Raw genomic sequence first — 16,960 nt, forward strand, 5'->3', positions numbered from 1 at the left:
ATCTGATCTGCGACTGACAATAAAGCAGAAATACCTGTACACTCAGGACAGTTGTCAATGATGTTTTCAAACTGTACTGATTGTTTTGCCATGACAGTCAACAACAGGCGGGAGAAAAACCATGCAGGTGGTGCTACAGGATTTTCAGCTGGACAGTGCAGCAGCTCTTGGGCTGACCCAACAGTTGCTGCAGCAGAGCAAACAGCAGATCCAACAAGGCAGCTGGCCGGCCGGCGCCCGCCTGCCCTCAGTTCGTGCGCTGGCGTCGCATCTGGGTATCAGCAAGTTTACCGTGGCTGATGTTTACGAGCGGCTCAATGCCGAAGGGTTAGTGTTAAGCCGGCCCGGCAGCGGTGTGTTTGTCGCAAGGCGTAATCCGGCACTGCAGCTGCAGGACAATAGCAGCCCGAGCGAGCTTGCCGGCGAAGTGGCGCTGATGCGCCAGACGCTGCAGCGCGAAGCGAATTGGCTGAAACCGGCTGCCGGCTGGTTAACACCGGATTTTTTGCCACAACAAGAGATCCGTGCCGCGCTGAAAGAAATAGCCCGGCAAGAACAGGCGCTGACTGATTATGGACCGGCACAAGGCTATCTGCCGCTGCGTCAATATCTGGTGAACCGGCTGGCGGAACTGCGCATTGCGCTCACGCCGCAGCAGCTGTTATTGACCCACAGCGCGACCCATGCACTGGATTTAGTACTGCGCTTGTTGTTAAAGCCCGGCGACAAAGTGATTGTCGATGACCCGGGTTTTTATAACTTTCAGGCGATGCTGCGCTTGCATCAGCTCGAGCTGCTGTACCTGCCCCGCTGTACCGACGGCCCGGATATGCCGGCGCTGAGCGCCCTGCTCAGCAACCACAAAATACGTGCTTATCTGACCAATTCAGTGCTGTCCAATCCGGTCGGCACTTGTGTCAGCCCGCCCAAAGCGGTGCAGGTGTTGTCGTTGCTGAAACAACATCAGGTGCTGTTAATTGAAGATGATATATACGCCGATTTTGAGCAGCAACCGGCGCTGCGTTATGCCAGTCTGACCGGTTTGCAGGATGGTGTTTATCTCGGTAGTTTGTCCAAAACCATTTCGGCTGATTTGCGGGTGGGTTATATCGCGGCGTCGCCGGCCTTGATTGCGTCACTGACCGATTTAAAACTCATCAGCAGCACTTCGACACCAGCCACAGTGGAACGGGTGGTTTATCAGGTGCTGACCAGTGGCAGTTACCGCCGCCATCTGAAGCAATTACAGCAGCGGTTAGACGGGCTGCGTCGTGAAGTCATTGCGGAATTTGCCAAACGCGACATTGTGCCATGGTTTGTACCTGAGGCTGGTTTTGCCCTTTGGCTTCAACTGCCGTCTGGCATCAGCAGCCGGGCACTGACAGCGCTTGCGGCCAAGGCACAAGTGGTGCTGGCGCCGGGGCCAAATTTCAGTCAATGGCCGGATGCTGACCAGTTTATGCGGGTTAATATCAGTCAATGCGCCGAACCAAGGTTGTGGCAAGTGCTGGATCAGGCTCTTTTACAGCTAAAAGCCTGACAGCCGGTGTGCTTTTTGTGCACGGACATCAAAATAAAAAACCGGCAAATGCCGGTTTTTTTATGCTGTAGCAGCGCTTAAGCCTGCGCTTTGGCGACCGCGTCTTTGCAAAGCTGCGTGATACGATCCCAGTCACCGGCGACAATAGCATCATCCGGCACAATCCAGCTGCCACCAACACAACGCACATTTGGCAGCGCCAGATACTCGAGGAAGTTTTTCTCGTTGATGCCGCCAGTTGGACAGAAACGGATATCAGAAAACGGCCCATGAATAGACTTTAGTGTCTTCACACCACCAGCCGCTTCCGCCGGAAAGAATTTAAAATGGGTATAACCTAAACCTGTGCCTTCCATCAGTTCAGAAATCGACGCAATGCCCGGAATCAATGGAATTGGCGCTTCTTTACCGGCCACCAGCAATTCACGGGTCAGGCCCGGGCTGATGGCAAATTTTGCACCGGCTTCAACTACTTTTTGCAGCTGATCGGCGGTGGTGACAGTACCGGCACCGACAATAGCGTCCGGCACTTCTTTCGATAACAAGGCAATAGCTTCCAGAGCGACCGGCGTGCGCAAAGTCACTTCCAGTACTTTGATGCCACCGGCTAACAAGGCTTTCGCCATCGGCACGGCCGTAGCCAAATCTTTAATCACGATCACCGGAACAACCGGGCCTTGCGCAAATAAGGTGTCTGGTTGTAACTGCCAGTTTGAAAACGACATAATCAGCCCGCCAATTTTTGTTTTAAATAAACTGCACAGCCGAGTAAGCCCGGTTGCTCTGCAGTGACGATATAAGTTGCGATTTGCCGGTTGAACGCCGCAAAGCGCCCTTTGGCTTCAAATCTGCTGCGAAACTCGCTCTGTTCCAGCAATGGTAAAAGCTTTGGCGTAATACCACCGGCGACATAAACCCCGCCGAAAGTACTTAAGGTCAACGCCAAATCACCGGCCAGACTGCCAAGTGAAGCAAAAAACTGTGCAACCACGGCCTGACTTACAGCACAACTGCCATCCAGCGCCTGTTGGCCAATTTCTGCGGCGCTTTTGGCCGGCACGTCCAGCTGCTGATAGGCAGCGAGCGCCAGATACAAACTTTCCAGGCCCGGGCCTGACAACAGCCGCTCCGGCGATACATGGCCATAATGCGCAGCCAGATAACGCTGGATAAACCATTCCTGCTCGTTCTGCGCTGTCCAGTCGGTGTGACCGCCCTCGCCCGGCAGTGGAATATAACCCTGCGCGGTCGGAATTAAATGCGCCACACCTAAACCAGTGCCAGCACCGAGCACAGCCATAGGTTTGCTCAAATCACGCTCGCCGGCGCCGGTTTTCACCAGTTCTGCATCACGAATAGCCGGAAGCGACATCGCCACCGCGGTGAAATCGTTCAGCACGATAAATTCAGCCAGGCCAAGCTCGGCTTTGATTTGCGCGATGGAAAATTCCCAATGGAAATTGGTCATTTTGACAAAATCGCCGGTGACCGGACAGGCAATGGCCACGGCCACATGGGCGATGTCGGTCAGGCCTTGTTGTTCGCGATAGTACTGCAGCGCTAAGGCCAGCGTGGCGAAATCCGCGCACGGATACACCAGCACTTTATCCAGTTCCAGCGTGGTCAAATCAACCCGGCTGAAACGCGCATTGGTACCGCCAATGTCTGCGACTATGGCGAAGCGGATAGCTGCATCAGCCATTGAGGTGCTCCTCAGTGGTAAACAGACTGCAGGCCCCTTGTTCAGCACCGGTCAGCACTGTGCGCAGGCCACCAAAAATTTCGCGGCCCATGCCGTAATAACTTTCTGACATATCGCAGGTGGCCAGTGGCCGGGCGTTAAATTCCGCTGCATCGACCAGCACTTGTAACTCGCCGGTTTGTGCATTGACGCGGATCATATCGCCATCCTGAATACGGGCGATTGGGCCGCCTTCAATGGCTTCCGGCGTAACATGGATAGCGGCCGGCACTTTACCGGACGCGCCGGACATGCGGCCGTCGGTGACCAGTGCTACTTTAAAACCGCGGTCCTGTAATACGCCAAGCGGCGGTGTTAATTTGTGCAGTTCCGGCATACCACAGGCCTTTGGTCCCTGGAAGCGCACGACCACCACACAATCTTTATTCAGCGTACCTGCCTTAAAAGCAGCATCGAGTTGATGCTGGTCGCTGAACACCACAGCAGGGGCTTCAACAATGTCAGTGCCCTCACGCAGTGACGAAGTTTTGATTACGCCACGGCCGATGTTGCCGGCTAATACATGCACGCCGCCGGTGGCTTTAAATGGTTTGGCGACGGATGAAATCACCTTGTCGTCCAGCGACTTAGCCGGGCCATCGACCCAAACCAGCTCGCCGTTTTGCAGCTCTGGAACCTGGGTGTAACGACGCAGACCAAAACCGGCCACGGTGTGCACGTCTTCATGCACTAAACCAGCATCTAACAGTTCACGAATAAGCACAGCCATACCACCAGCCTGATGGAAGTGGTTGACGTCGGCTTCGCCGTTTGGATAAATTTTTGCCAGTAATGGCGTGGCTTTGGACAAATCTTCAAAATCGTCCCAGTTGACGATAAAGCCAGCGCTGCGGGCTACTGCCACTAAGTGCATGGTGTGGTTGGTAGAACCACCGGTTGCCAGCAAACCAACAATACCGTTGACTACAGCTTTCACATCAACAATCTGGCCGATTGGTGTGTAATTCGCGCCCAGATCAGTCAGACGAGTGACCTGACGTGCAGCCGCTTTTGTTAATGCATCACGTAATTCTGTGCCCGGATTGACAAAAGACGAACCGGGTAAATGCAGGCCCATCATTTCGACCACTAACTGGTTTGAGTTGGCTGTGCCGTAGAAAGTACAAGTACCAGGTGCGTGATAAGATTTGGCTTCTGAATCCAGCAACTCTTCTTTGCCAACTTTGCCTTCGGCGTACAGCTGACGCACCCGCGCTTTTTCTTTGTTTGGAATGCCCGATGGCATTGGACCGGCCGGTACAAATACAAACGGCAGGTGACCAAAACTTAACGCCGCCATCAGTAACCCCGGCACGATTTTATCGCAAATCCCGAGCATCATGGCGCCGTCAAACATATTGTGTGACAGGCCAACAGCAGCTGACATCGCAATGATGTCACGGCTGAGCAAACTAAGCTCCATGCCCGGCTGGCCTTGCGTCACACCGTCACACATCGCCGGCACACCACCGGCAAACTGCGCGACGCTACCTACTTCAGCACAGGCTTGTTTAATCAGTGCCGGATAGGTTTCATACGGCTGATGCGCCGACAACATGTCGTTGTAGCTGGAAATAATACCAATATTGGCTTTGGTCAGACTGCGCAGGTCTGTTTTTTCCTGTGCATTACAGGCAGCAAAACCATGCGCCAGATTACCGCAGGCTAAGGCGCCGCGATGCGGGCCTTTGTGCCGGGCTTTTTCCATCCGTTGCAGATAAATAGCCCGACTTTTTTCACTGCGCGCTAAAATCCGTTCTGTAACCTGTTGTATGACCGGGTGCATATAAACCTCTATTGATCTGCGTACATAACTGACAACTCTGGGTCTGTCAGCTGAATAAAAGCACGGATTGGCATTGCTGCCACATCAGTGCCGGCAGCGGCTAGCTGCAGTACCTGTAATTTTTTGCTGCCAACCAAATGCAGATAAATCGCCCGCCCCTGCGCCAGACGCTGTTTGCTGAAGCTGATGCGCTGATAAGGTGCAGTCGTTGGATTGGTCGCCAGTAAATCGGCAGCATCATCGGCAAGGCCGGCCGCCAGTTCTTTACTGCAAGGAAATAACGATGCGGTATGACCGTCTTCGCCCATACCCAAAATCACCACATCAAAACGCGGCAAATCCCGCACGCGGGCTAACAATGCAGGCACGGCCGCTTCAGCGCTGTCAGCCGGTGCATACAAGCTGACAAATGTGGCCGCGGCGGCTTTATGTTGTAACAAAGCAGACTTCACCAGCCGCTCATTGCTGTCTGGCGCGTCGTCTGGCAGATAACGATCATCTGCCAGGGTAATAGTCACTTTCGACCAGTCTAAATCTGTGTTCGCCAGCGTCTGGAACAATGGCAACGGCGTGCGACCGCCGGACACGACAAAGACCGCTGCTCCGCGTTCATTGATCGCCTGTTGCAGCTTCGCGCTGATTTCTAAGGCAAAAGCCGCGTTCAGCGCTTGTGAGTCTGAAAATTGCTGCAGCTGCATGTTATTCGTCCCAGTTCCGGTCATCGCGAGCCAATAAAGAGATGGCGGCAACCGGGCCCCAGGTGCCGGCTTGATAGGCTTTTGGCGGCTCGTTGTTGACGCGCCAGGCATCGAGAATACCGTCGACCCATTTCCAGGCCTGTTCCACTTCATCACGGCGCACAAACAAATATTGGTTGCCCAACATCGCTTCTAACAACAAACGCTCGTATGCATCCGCGATACGTTGTGACTGGAAAGTTTCATCGAAACTTAAATCCAGTTTGCTTTGCTGCAGCTGCATGGTTTCACCCAGACCTGGGATTTTGTTCATGATCTGGATTTCGACGCCTTCATCCGGCTGTAAGCGGATGATCAGTTTATTCGCCGGCAACTGTTTATAAGTTTCATGGAAAATGTTGTGTGGCTGTGGCTTAAAGCAAATCACCACTTCTGACACTTTATTTGGCATACGTTTGCCGGTGCGCAGGTAAAACGGTACGCCGGCCCAGCGCCAGTTGTCGATATCAACTTTAATCGCGACAAAAGTTTCGGTTTTACTGTTTGGCCGTGCGTCTTCTTCTTCCAGATAACCTGGCACCGCTTTACCACCGACAAAACCGGCGGCATATTGGCCACGCACGGTTTTTTCCTGCACGTTTTGCAGGTTAATCGGCCGCAGTGCTTTTAACACTTTCAGTTTTTCGTCGCGGATGCTGTCGGCATCGAGGCGCGCTGGTGGTTCCATCGCAATCAGCGACAACACTTGTAACAAGTGGTTTTGCACCATGTCGCGCATCTGGCCGGCATCATCGTAATAACCCCAACGGCCTTCTACCCCAACTTCTTCCGCCACTGAGATTTGCACATGGTCAATGGCATTGTGGTCCCAGTTCGAGGCGAAAATTGCATTGGCAAAGCGAAGCGCTAACAGGTTTAGGACTGTTTCTTTACCTAAATAGTGGTCGATGCGGTAAATTTGCGATTCTTTGAAATAACGTGCCACTTCGTCGTTGATGACTTTGGACGATTCCAGACAATGGCCAATAGGCTTTTCCAGCACCACACGGGAAGGCTCGGCAGAAAGACCCGCTGAATCCAGGCCTTTACAGATATTGCCGAATAATGACGGTGCTGTAGCGAAATAACTGACCGGAATGCGTTTTGCCGGGTTCGTCACTTCTTTTAACTGCAGATAATCCGCTTCTTTCGACAGATCGATCTGGACATAAAGCAGTTTGGATTGCAGCCGTTGCCATACCTCTGTTTCAATCGGTTCTTTGATAAATTTGTGTAAGTTGGTTTCAACTAACTCGACATAATCCGCGAGGCTCATGGCATCACGGGCTACCCCGATAATACGTGAATCCGGATGTAATAGCGCGGCGCGTTCCAGTTGATATAAGGCAGGTAATAACTTACGGCGCGCCAGGTCGCCTTTGGTGCCAAACAGAATTAAATCGCAGGCTTTATTTGATTGTGCTGTTGCTGTCATGCAAATGACCCTTGAATAGATGTAATTTTACAACACTTAGCCGCATACTAGCCGACTGAAAAGCGCTTGTAAACCTAATAAGATGTAATTAAATTACACAATAACTAAAGATTTTGACGGGCCGGTAGCCATCAGGCAGTCTTTGACAACTATCATCCAGAGTGTGGTAAATTTAGCACTTTTGATGTAGCCGGCTTTGTCAGACTACAGATAATATTACATCAACCTGCCGTCGCAGGTCTCATAACAAGCAGGTAAAAGCGGATGAATGTGCTGGAAAAAATCGTCAACAGTGTCAACAGCTTTAGTAAGTCAGAGCGTAAAGTGGCAGATGTGATCCTGGCCAACCCGCAAACGACCATTCACAGCAGCATCGCAGCACTGGCCAAAATGGCCGATGTGTCTGAGCCGACCGTGAACCGCTTCTGTCGTCGCCTTGATACAAAAGGCTTTCCGGATTTTAAACTGCATCTGGCGCAAAGTCTGGCTAACGGCACTCCATATGTAAACCGTCACGTGGAAGAAGATGACGGCCCTGAGGCTTATACCGCCAAAATTTTTGAATCTACCATGGCAGCGCTAGACGCGGCGCGGCAAAACGTCGACATTCCAACCATCAACCGTGCTGTTGATGTGCTGACGCAAGCGAAAAAAATCTCCTTTTTTGGCCTCGGTGCTTCCGCTTCTGTTGCCCACGACGCGCAGAACAAGTTCTTTCGTTTCAACGTGCCTGTGGTTTGTTTTGACGATATAGTCATGCAGCGGATGAGCGCCATTAATAGCGCTGAAGGCGATGTGGTGGTCTGTATCTCTCACACTGGCCGCACCAAAAACCTGTGTGATATCGCCGCTATTGCGCGCGAGAACGACGCCACAGTCATCGGTATCACCGCTTACGACAGCCCGCTTGCTAAAGAATGTACGCTGGTGTTGTCGCTGGATGTGCCGGAAGACACCGATATGTATATGCCGATGGCGTCCCGGGTTGCCCAGCTGGTGCTGATTGATATTCTCGCCACCGGCTTTACGCTGCGCCGTGGCACTAAGTTCCGGGAAAATCTGAAGAAAGTAAAAGACAGTTTGCGTGGCTCGCGCTTCGATAAAAAGGATTTTCATAGCTGATCGGAGCAGTTAAGCGGTCAAAGTTGTAGTTTTTTTTCAGATGCTCGCTATATTCTGTAATTTAATTACATTAAACTAATGCAGTTCGAACCGGGCACCCGCCCGGTTTTTGCCAATCAACAGGCAGGAGTTGCCAATGCCAAGAAGAACCAAAATAGTCGCCACGCTAGGTCCAGCCACTAATACCCAGGCCGCCATTGAAAAATTAATTCAGGCCGGCGCCTCAGTTTTTCGTTTTAACTTCTCTCACGGCACTGCCGATGATCACAAACAACGTGCTGCTATGGTGCGCGCCGCTGCTGCGGCCTGTGGCGCCCATGTTGCCATCTTAGGTGATCTGCAGGGCCCTAAAATTCGCGTATCAACTTTTAAAAATAACAGTGTTGAGCTTAGCGAAGGTCAGGACTATGTGCTGGACGCTACGCTTGGCAAAGGCCTTGGTGACGAAACACAAGTTGGTATCGACTATAAAGAGTTACCGGGTGATGTATTCCCGGGTGACTTATTGTTGTTAGACGACGGTCGTATTCAGCTGGTGGTATCGCATGTTGAAGGCAGCCGGATTGTCACCAAAGTGACGGTTGGCGGCAAGCTCAGCAACAACAAAGGCATTAACCGTCAGGGCGGCGGTTTGTCTGCGCCGGCACTGACGGATAAAGATAAAAACGATATCGCGCTTGCTGCTGATATCGACGTCGATTATCTGGCCGTGTCTTTCCCGCGCACTGGTGATGATTTACGTTTGGCTCGTCAGCTGGCCCGCGCGGCCGGTTCTGAAGCCTTAATTGTTTCCAAAGTAGAACGCGCTGAAGCTGTTGCTGATGACGAAACGCTGGACGATATCATTCGGGCATCTGATGCCGTGATGGTTGCCCGTGGCGATTTAGGCGTAGAAATTGGCGATGCCGAATTGGTTGGCCAGCAAAAGCGTATTATCGCCCGCTCCCGTCAGCTGAACCGTGTGGTGATCACGGCGACGCAAATGATGGAAAGCATGATTGAAAGTCCGATGCCTACCCGCGCTGAAGTGATGGACGTCGCGAACGCTGTGCTCGATGGCACTGACGCCGTGATGCTGTCTGCCGAAACTGCCGCAGGCAAATATCCGACTGAAACCGTCAAAGCCATGGGCCGGGTTTGTGACGGCGCTGAGAAACATCCAAAAGTGTTGTCGTCTAAACACCGGATGGACGTGACTTTCACTGAGATCAGCGAAACTATCGCTTTATCAGCGATGTATGCGGCAAACCATCTGGCGGGTATTAAAGCGATTATTGCGCTGACCGAATCTGGTTATACCGCCAAGCTGATGTCGCGTATCACCTCGTCGCACCCGATTTATGCGTTATCGCGTCATGTGAAAACGTTAAACAAGATGGCGTTATATCGGGGTGTTTACCCGGTGTCGTTTGACAGCCATGGCATCAGCAACGACCACATTGCCGATGAGGCTGTTGCCGCAGTGAAAAAAGCGGCAGGCCTGCAAAGCGGTGACCTGGTGATCCTGACTCACGGCGACGTGATGGAAACTGTTGGTGCGTCAAACACCTGCAAAATCGTCACGGTAAAATAACCGCCATAGCAGTGTAAAAAACGCTGCATAAAAAAGGTCGCTGTTGCGACCTTTTTGCTTTTCAGTGGGACCCGCGATGGTCGAACAAGTTGCAGCAACAGCCCCGCCCACCGCCGGCAAGAACAGCCAGCCGGATCAACCAGCTTGGCGTTTGCCGGCCAGATGATGTTTTAATAGCGGTGATAACGCTGTGATGGCTGAACCGGCAACCACCAGTAAAGCCCCGGCAACGGACCAGAAATTCAATGCTTGTGCCGGCGCAGCATCTGGAAACAACCAGCTGACAATATTGGCGAACAAAATAGTCAGCAGCGGCGTAATAGCAAGCACTGCACTGACTTTCGACGCTTCCCAATGTTCCAGCGCTTCGGCAAATGCACCATAAGCAATAATGGTATTCAGACAACAAAACGCCAACAAGCCCCACTGTAAACCGGACAATTGCAGCACTGGAGTCAAATCAATCAACGGCAGGAAACACACTGCGCCGGCCAGATAAATAAACCACATAATTTGCTGCGAGTTAAAGGTCATTAATAGCTGTTTCTGCGCCAGAGCATAACAAGCCCAGGTCACAGCGGCGATTATCACCAGCAACACGCCCAGACTGTCCTGATTAAACTGGGTCAGCAATACCAATAGTTTTTCGTTAAAAAACAGCAGTAATCCGATCACTAACAGCGTCGCGCCAATCTTTTGCCACAGTAAAAGCTGCTCACGGAAGATAAAAATACCGCCCATCATCATCAAAAAAGGCGCCAGCTGGATCACCACTTGTGCAGTTTCCGCCGTCAATAAATGCAGCCCCATCAGGTATAAGATGTAATTAGACAACAAACCGCCGATGGCGATGAGTAGCAGGGTCAGTGCTTTTTTACTCAGGCCACGGACTGCCGGTAGTGCATTCTTGTGCCAGAGCACCGCACTGACAAATAATGCGGCGACTAAAAACCGTACCCAGGTGATGGTATTCGCGCTGAGATCCACCAGTAAGTGCTTTAATGCGATGGGCAACATGCCCCACAGCACAGCTGTGATTAATGCCAGAATAAAGCCGTAAAAACTGCGGCCGGACGCCTGATGCATACCCTACCCTTAGTTAAAAAAAAGCGCGCTATTGTCGTTGTTTTTGCCACATTTGTCGCCTGTTATCCGTGATTCCTGCCGCATTTTGTCGTGAACTGAGCGGTGTTTGCGTTATATCAACCCAAAGTCGTCGACCGTGGTTTATGCTGCTGTAAAAAGACAGATTGCAGGTAAAACAAATGAAAAAAATAGGTGTCCTGACTTCAGGTGGCGATGCACCAGGCATGAATGCGGCTGTCCGCGCCGTGGTGCTGACAGCCAGCCAATATGGCATCGAAGTGGTTGGCTTTCGCCATGGCTTTAACGGCATTTTTCAGCGTGATTTTCAGCCGCTGACTGCGGCAGATGTGCGTCAGATAGCCCACCTTGGTGGCACTATCATCAAAAGTGCACGTTGCAAACAGTTACCAGAGCCTGGTGGCCCGCAGCAAGCAGCCGACATTCTGCATGAACTTGGCATCGAAGCTTTGCTGGTGATCGGTGGCGACGGCTCGTTTCGAGGTTGTGTAGCATTATCACAATATTATCGCGGGCAGCTGGTCGGCTTACCCGGCACTATCGACAATGATTTGGACGGCACTGATTTAACCATAGGTTTTGCCACCGCGCTGGAAACCGCCCTGGAAGCTATCGATAAAATCCGCGATACCGCCGATGCGTTTGAACGGACTTTTTTAGTGGAAGTGATGGGCCGTCATACCGGCTATCTGGCATTGTCCGCCGGTATCGCCGGCAGTGCTGAACAGATTATTTGCCCTGAGTATGGCGACACTGTTGATGTCGCGGATATTGCTGCTGACATCCGCAGTTATCAGCAACAACACGGTGCCTGCAGTTATATCATTGTACTGGCTGAAACAATGTATCCAGCTGGCGCAGCTGCTTTGGCGCATGAGTTGTCAGTACAAAGCGGCACTGAATGCCGCGCTGTGGTGCTTGGGCATTTACAACGTGGTGGCAGCCCGGTGGGTTCGGATCGCATTCTGGCCACTAAAGTTGGGGCTTATGCAGTGGAGCAGCTAGTGGCTGGCCATGCCCATATGATGATGGCCGGAGAACAGGCCGGTCAGGCGGTGTTGTTTCCGCTGCGGCTCACTGGTGCTCAGCACAAAAAAGCGGACCCGTTTTTATTGGCTTGGCAGGACCGGATTCTGCAGCAGCATTAAGGCGTTGCCTAAAGAGCGATTAAACACAAAACGACGTCAGATAGACGCCGTTTTGTCTGTGTTGCACCCAGCTTAACTGCCAAATACAGTTTTGACCCGGTCTTTGTAGCTGCGGCTGACTTTCACTGACTGACCATTGGTCAGCATTAACTGATGTTCGCCATTGGCCAGCATCTGCAATTTGGCGATAGTGCCGACATTAACAATAGCGGAGCGATGTACCCGCACGAACAAACGTGGGTCCAGTTCCTGCTCCAGCTCTTTCATGGTGCGGCGCAGAATGTGGGTTTGACCGTCATTGGTATGAATACACATATAGTCGCCGGCTGCGTCAACCCAATCGATATTTGCCACCAGTACACGGGTGATTTCGCCGGAGTCTTTAATACTAATAGCGTCCGGGAACTTGTCATTCATCACCGGCTGTTCGTTATCGAGCCGGCCCAAAATCTGCGCAGTGTCTTCACCGGTGAGTTTAGCCACCACTTCAGCCAGCTGGCCTTTGTGCTTGTGGTCGTCGCGGGCTTCATAAACCCGCAGCAGTTTTTCCACGGCGGCCTGCAGCCGTTCGGTTTCCACTGGCTTTAACACATAATCGACCGCGCTGACGTCAAATGCACTCAGCGCATAATGATCAAATGCAGTGACAAAAATCACATAAGGCAGCTGTGTCAGTTGTTGCTGTAATTGTTTGAGTACGGCAAAACCATCTAACACCGGCATCTCGACATCCAGAAATAACACGTCTGGCTTGTGCTCCAGCACCGCCGCAATGGCTTCTTCGCCGTTACTGCATTGCGCCACTACTTCCAGTTCTTTGAATGCAGCAAGCCGCATCAGCATGCCCTTTCGTGCCAGCGGCTCGTCGTCGACAACGACAACTTTAAGAATGTTCTTCATTCGTCTCTTCCACCTCAAACGGGATCCGGATATTCACTTTGACACCTTGCGGCTGATTGTGAGTCAGCACCAGTGAAAAATTCTTGTCGTACAATGCCGCCAGTCGCTCGCGGGTATTTACCAGCCCTAAGCCGCTGTTTTCCTTCGGCAGACCGGCATCTATTGGCATGCCCGGCCCATTGTCAGCCACTTCAATCAGCAAATCATGACCAAATTTACGCGCCTTAATCGCGATCAGACCACCGGTTGCTTGTCGCGCAACCGCATATTTAATGGCATTTTCTACCAGCGGTTGCAAAATAAGGCTTGGTACCAGTGCGACTTCGGTGTTTTCGGCGATGTCGTATTCAATAGTCAGGCGCTCAGAAAAGCGGACTTTTTCAATCTCCAGATACAAAGCGGCGGCATGAATTTCCTGCGACAGCGCGACCTTTTTGATTGGGTCTTTGTAAAGGGAATAACGCAAAAAGTCACTGAGCCGGCTCAGCATTTTGTTGGCGGTGTCGGCTTCGCCGAGCATTACCAGCGTCGAAATGGCGTTTAACGTATTAAACAAAAAATGTGGGTTGAGCTGATAGCGCAGCATCTTCAGCTGGGCTTCGTGCGCTTTATTGGACGCGGTCAGCAGTTTTTGTTTTTCCTGCTGCAAGCTTTGGTAATACCGTACACCGAAATACAAACCGCTCCAGCTCAGCATCACATAAAAGGCGACCGGTGTTTGCTCCAGATACTGCAACCAGTCTTTTGGCCGAAAACCATGCCGGTAGATTTCCCAGTAGTTGAAGTTCTTGATGACGGACCAACAAGCAGCGGTCACCAGAGATGCCAACAGCACTGTGGCGATGAGTGCAACCGGATGCCAGCTGCGGATGCGCTGATAAAAATAACGCAGTGGAATGGTCAGCAGCCAGCCGGCATAAGCGTCGAGCGCGACAACCAGCAAGTAGGCGTCGCGCATCTCCTGAAATAACGAGCCGAGAAACGCGACCAACGCAAAACCCAGCCATCCGAGGCTGTGCAAAATCCAAAACTGGCGGTGTCGGTCTTCAAAAATTCGCAGCAAGCGCAGATTTCCATCTAAATAAGGACGCCGATTATACCAAAGCTGCCTTCGGCTGAATCGACATTAATCCCGCGCCAGTCTCTGTTAGTCGCAGCGAAGTATCAGTTTGGTGTTAACCCAGCACTGGTGTTGGCTTGCGATCAGGCCCGAGCGCGACAAAGGTGAAAGAGCCGGAAATCGCCCTATGCTGATCGTCGCTGTACATATTTTCAACAAAAATATCGACATTGACGCGGATACTGGTGCGGCCAACATGTTCGATGCGGGCAACCAGCTCAATGATAGTACCGGCCGGAATTGATTCTTTAAAGTCGACCCGATCAGAGCTCACTGTGACCAATGGTTTACGGCAAAAGCGGGTGGCAGCGATAAAAGCGGCTTCATCCATCCAGGCCAGCGCTTCGCCACCAAACAGCGTATTGTGGTGGTTGGTGCGGCCAGGAAATACGGTTTTAGTGACGCGGGTGACGGCTTGTTCAATCCGCACTGCAACTTGTGCTTCGTTCATCATATCGGGAATGCCCTCTTGGAAAAGCCGCGCATTCTAGTTGATGCACGGCATATCCGCAAAACTCATCAGCGCGCCAGCATCGCGCCTAATGCTTTACCGCCGACCAAATGCATGTGCAGGTGGAATACTTCCTGCCCACCATGTTGATTGCAGTTCACAATCAAGCGGTAGCCGTTTTCTGCAATACCGGCTTCTGCAGCGAGTTTGCGTGCGACGGTGAACAGCCGGCCCAGTGCCGCTTCGTGCACTGCCTCGACGTCATTGGCCGTTGGGATTAAGACGTTTGGAACAATCAGAACATGGGTCGGGGCGCGTGGATTGATATCGCGAAAAGCCGTAACCAGTTCGTCCTGATATAAAACGTCGGCTGGGATCTCGCGGCGGATAATTTTACTGAAAATCGTTTCTTGTGCCATTTCAACTCCTTATTATGCAGCGCCGGCGTTATAATCCGGCGAAACAGCAAGCCGGAAGTATATGTGATGAATGAAGTTCGTTACCAGCTGGAACTGGCAGATTTAGCCGGTCATTATCTGGATGTCCAACTCGAGCTGATGCCGCAGGACGATGCTGCAGTGTGTTTAACTTTACCGGCCTGGATCCCGGGTTCTTATATGATCCGCGATTTTGCCCGCCATTTGTTGGATATCCGCGCTCAGGATCAGGCAGGCCCCTTGCCACTACAGCAAACTGATAAACAAAGCTGGCAGCTACAGCATCGTGGCTCGGCAGTTACAGTGCAATACCGGCTTTATGCCTTTGATTTGTCAGTGCGCGCGAATTACCTCTGTGCCGATATTGCAGTGATTAATCCTGCGGCGAGCTGCCTACAGGTAATTGGTCAGCAGCATCTGCCGCATTGGGTTCAGGTCAAACGCGGTCAGGCGCCAGAGCACTGGCAACTGGCGACAGGCTTACCGCGCGCAATCGACACTGCACCTCTGCAGTTTGGTTTTTACCGCGCGGCGAATTATGCGCAGTTAATCGACAGCCCGCTGCTGGCAGGCAAGCTGGATGTCGCCAGTTTTGTGGTCGATAACGTGCCGCATCATCTGGTGTTATGTGGTGCGATAGCAACAGACGTGCAACGCATCGCAGCTGATTTGTTGCCGCTGTGCCAGGCACAAAAACAGGTGTTTGGTGCCCTGCCGGTAGATTTGGACGAGTATTGGTTTTTGACCTGGGTGGTTGACCAGGGTTACGGCGGCTTGGAACACCGCAATTCGACATTGTTGTTATGTAACCGCTTTGATTTACCCAATCCACGTCTAGCCGATGAATATACCGAGGATTATCAGAATTTCCTCGCATTGTGCAGTCACGAGTATTTCCATACCTGGTGGGTCAAACGCGCGAGGCCGACGCCTTATCTTGACTATCAGCTGCAAGCCGAACAGTACAGTACGCAGTTGTGGTTATATGAGGGCTTTACCTCTTATTACGACGATTTGAGTTTGCTGCGCACCGGCATTCTGACGCTGGAACAGTATTTGACTGGCCTTGCGAAGACCATCAGCCGGTTACAACGCGCGCCGGCAAATCAGCGCCAGAGCCTGGCCGACAGCAGCTTCAATGCCTGGACCCGGTTTTATCGACAGGATGAAAACGCCGTCAATGCGGTGGTCAGCTATTACGCGAAAGGCGCTTTGTTGGCATTTTGTCTGGACGCAGAGCTACAGCAACTGAACCTCTGTTTAGACGGCTTGATGCAGCTTTGCTGGCAGCAGTTTGGTCAGAACGAAAGCGGTAGCGCAGAAGACAGCTTTTTTTCGCTGTTGTTGCAATATTCGCAGTCCGAAGCGCTGGTAAAAAAAGTGCAGCATTGGGTGCAAGACGCAGCTGAACTGCCGCTGGTTGACGCCGCCTTGGCGCTTGGTCTTGAATTGAGCTGGCGTCAGCCTGAGCATCATCAGGACCAAAGTGGTCAGAAGGTGCTGCCACTCGCATCGCTGGAGCCCGGTTTCCACTATGAAGTGAAGTCCGATGGTCTGTTGCTGACGGCGGTGCGTAATGATACACCGGCACATCGCGCTGGTTTGAGCAGCGGTGACCTGCTGATTGCTGTGGGTCAGTTAAAAGCCACGGAGCCGACCTTCCGGCAATTGCTATTACGCGCCGCGCCAGGCGATGTACTTTGTTGCCATCTGTTTCGCCAACAACGTTTAGTGCAGCTCGACCTGCAACTTGAAGCTGCGCCGCAGACCGTTGCGGTGTTTAAAGTTGTTGCGCAGCGCACCAGTTGGCCTGGTGTATTTTGGTCTGGTGCAGTTGGGCCTGTGGGTAGCGAGAACCAGTGCTGA

Annotated in this window: 15 protein-coding genes; 5 read left to right on the forward strand and 10 right to left on the reverse strand. The window is 52.1% G+C overall.

Annotation, left to right across the window (positions count from 1 at the left end; translation table 11 throughout):
• Window positions 1–121: 121 nt before the first annotated feature.
• Window positions 122–1,540 (forward strand): PLP-dependent aminotransferase family protein, encoded by a 1,419-nt coding sequence (locus ABNT34_RS12105; RefSeq protein WP_348731964.1) that lies wholly within the window; start codon window positions 122–124, stop codon window positions 1,538–1,540.
• A gap of 77 nt (window positions 1,541–1,617) precedes the next feature.
• Here the strand turns inward: ABNT34_RS12105 and ABNT34_RS12110 are convergent, their stop codons facing one another.
• Genes ABNT34_RS12110 through zwf form a run of 5 tightly spaced genes read right to left on the reverse strand, consistent with a single transcriptional unit; the run spans window position 1,618 to window position 7,239 of the window.
• Window positions 1,618–2,265 (reverse strand): bifunctional 4-hydroxy-2-oxoglutarate aldolase/2-dehydro-3-deoxy-phosphogluconate aldolase, encoded by a 648-nt coding sequence (locus tag ABNT34_RS12110; RefSeq protein WP_348731966.1) that lies wholly within the window; start codon window positions 2,263–2,265, stop codon window positions 1,618–1,620.
• Between the two features lie 2 nt (window positions 2,266–2,267).
• Complete coding sequence (gene glk, locus ABNT34_RS12115; RefSeq protein WP_348731968.1) at window positions 2,268–3,242, reverse strand: glucokinase; 975 nt, start codon at window positions 3,240–3,242, stop codon at window positions 2,268–2,270.
• Window positions 3,235–5,067 (reverse strand): phosphogluconate dehydratase, encoded by a 1,833-nt coding sequence (gene edd / locus ABNT34_RS12120; protein WP_348731971.1) that lies wholly within the window; start codon window positions 5,065–5,067, stop codon window positions 3,235–3,237. The genes glk and edd overlap by 8 nt, the downstream gene beginning before the upstream one ends.
• An 8-nt stretch (window positions 5,068–5,075) precedes the next feature.
• A complete protein-coding gene (gene pgl, locus ABNT34_RS12125) occupies window positions 5,076–5,765 on the reverse strand; it encodes a 6-phosphogluconolactonase (protein WP_348731973.1) in 690 nt (229 codons plus the stop codon).
• 1 nt (window position 5,766) lies between these two features.
• Window positions 5,767–7,239 (reverse strand): glucose-6-phosphate dehydrogenase, encoded by a 1,473-nt coding sequence (gene zwf / locus ABNT34_RS12130; protein WP_348731975.1) that lies wholly within the window; start codon window positions 7,237–7,239, stop codon window positions 5,767–5,769.
• A 264-nt stretch (window positions 7,240–7,503) separates the two neighbouring features.
• On the opposite strand from zwf, the gene ABNT34_RS12135 reads away from it, so the two are divergent.
• Both ABNT34_RS12135 and pyk read left to right on the forward strand, forming a co-directional pair.
• The gene (locus ABNT34_RS12135; RefSeq protein ID WP_031564485.1) at window positions 7,504–8,361 is read left to right on the forward strand and encodes a MurR/RpiR family transcriptional regulator; all 858 of its coding nucleotides are present in this window, start codon (window positions 7,504–7,506) and stop codon (window positions 8,359–8,361) included.
• Between the two features lie 136 nt (window positions 8,362–8,497).
• Window positions 8,498–9,934: a pyruvate kinase gene (pyk, locus tag ABNT34_RS12140; protein ID WP_348731978.1), complete on the forward strand. Its 1,437-nt coding sequence runs from the start codon at window positions 8,498–8,500 to the stop codon at window positions 9,932–9,934.
• Window positions 9,935–10,069: 135 nt separating this feature from the next.
• Here the strand turns inward: pyk and ABNT34_RS12145 are convergent, their stop codons facing one another.
• Entirely contained in the window at window positions 10,070–11,020 is a 951-nt protein-coding gene (locus ABNT34_RS12145) for a DMT family transporter (RefSeq protein WP_348731980.1), read from the reverse strand.
• 179 nt (window positions 11,021–11,199) lie between these two features.
• On the opposite strand from ABNT34_RS12145, the gene ABNT34_RS12150 reads away from it, so the two are divergent.
• Window positions 11,200–12,186, forward strand: coding sequence for an ATP-dependent 6-phosphofructokinase (locus ABNT34_RS12150; protein WP_348731982.1), 987 nt, complete (start codon window positions 11,200–11,202; stop codon window positions 12,184–12,186).
• Between the two features lie 72 nt (window positions 12,187–12,258).
• Here ABNT34_RS12150 and ABNT34_RS12155 read toward each other — a convergent pair whose 3' ends face one another.
• From ABNT34_RS12155 to hinT, 4 genes are all read right to left on the reverse strand, one after another.
• Window positions 12,259–13,086 carry a LytTR family DNA-binding domain-containing protein gene (locus ABNT34_RS12155; RefSeq protein ID WP_348731984.1) on the reverse strand — a complete coding sequence of 276 codons (828 nt, stop codon included), beginning with the start codon at window positions 13,084–13,086 and terminating at the stop codon, window positions 12,259–12,261.
• A complete protein-coding gene (locus ABNT34_RS12160) occupies window positions 13,070–14,149 on the reverse strand; it encodes a histidine kinase (protein WP_348731986.1) in 1,080 nt (359 codons plus the stop codon). The genes ABNT34_RS12155 and ABNT34_RS12160 overlap by 17 nt, the downstream gene beginning before the upstream one ends.
• Window positions 14,150–14,261: 112 nt before the next feature.
• Complete coding sequence (locus tag ABNT34_RS12165) at window positions 14,262–14,660, reverse strand: acyl-CoA thioesterase (RefSeq protein WP_348731988.1); 399 nt, start codon at window positions 14,658–14,660, stop codon at window positions 14,262–14,264.
• A 65-nt stretch (window positions 14,661–14,725) separates the two neighbouring features.
• Entirely contained in the window at window positions 14,726–15,076 is a 351-nt protein-coding gene (gene hinT, locus ABNT34_RS12170) for a purine nucleoside phosphoramidase (RefSeq protein ID WP_348731990.1), read from the reverse strand.
• 66 nt (window positions 15,077–15,142) lie between these two features.
• Here hinT and ABNT34_RS12175 point away from each other — a divergent pair, with 66 nt between their 5' ends.
• Window positions 15,143–16,960 (forward strand): M61 family peptidase, encoded by a 1,818-nt coding sequence (locus ABNT34_RS12175; protein ID WP_348731992.1) that lies wholly within the window; start codon window positions 15,143–15,145, stop codon window positions 16,958–16,960.

The sequence above is a fragment of the Rheinheimera texasensis genome (assembly GCF_964031785.1).
Lineage (GTDB): Bacteria > Pseudomonadota > Gammaproteobacteria > Enterobacterales > Alteromonadaceae > Pararheinheimera > Pararheinheimera texasensis_A.

Coding starts and splice junctions, on each gene's coding strand:
- ABNT34_RS12105 (WP_348731964.1), top strand. CDS start 122: ATGCAGGTGGTGCTACAGGATTTTCAGCTGGACAGTGCAGCAGCTCTT.
- ABNT34_RS12110 (WP_348731966.1), bottom strand. CDS start 2,265: ATGTCGTTTTCAAACTGGCAGTTACAACCAGACACCTTATTTGCGCAA.
- glk (WP_348731968.1), bottom strand. CDS start 3,242: ATGGCTGATGCAGCTATCCGCTTCGCCATAGTCGCAGACATTGGCGGT.
- edd (WP_348731971.1), bottom strand. CDS start 5,067: ATGCACCCGGTCATACAACAGGTTACAGAACGGATTTTAGCGCGCAGT.
- pgl (WP_348731973.1), bottom strand. CDS start 5,765: ATGCAGCTGCAGCAATTTTCAGACTCACAAGCGCTGAACGCGGCTTTT.
- zwf (WP_348731975.1), bottom strand. CDS start 7,239: ATGACAGCAACAGCACAATCAAATAAAGCCTGCGATTTAATTCTGTTT.
- ABNT34_RS12135 (WP_031564485.1), top strand. CDS start 7,504: ATGAATGTGCTGGAAAAAATCGTCAACAGTGTCAACAGCTTTAGTAAG.
- pyk (WP_348731978.1), top strand. CDS start 8,498: ATGCCAAGAAGAACCAAAATAGTCGCCACGCTAGGTCCAGCCACTAAT.
- ABNT34_RS12145 (WP_348731980.1), bottom strand. CDS start 11,020: ATGCATCAGGCGTCCGGCCGCAGTTTTTACGGCTTTATTCTGGCATTA.
- ABNT34_RS12150 (WP_348731982.1), top strand. CDS start 11,200: ATGAAAAAAATAGGTGTCCTGACTTCAGGTGGCGATGCACCAGGCATG.
- ABNT34_RS12155 (WP_348731984.1), bottom strand. CDS start 13,086: ATGAAGAACATTCTTAAAGTTGTCGTTGTCGACGACGAGCCGCTGGCA.
- ABNT34_RS12165 (WP_348731988.1), bottom strand. CDS start 14,660: ATGATGAACGAAGCACAAGTTGCAGTGCGGATTGAACAAGCCGTCACC.
- hinT (WP_348731990.1), bottom strand. CDS start 15,076: ATGGCACAAGAAACGATTTTCAGTAAAATTATCCGCCGCGAGATCCCA.
- ABNT34_RS12175 (WP_348731992.1), top strand. CDS start 15,143: ATGAATGAAGTTCGTTACCAGCTGGAACTGGCAGATTTAGCCGGTCAT.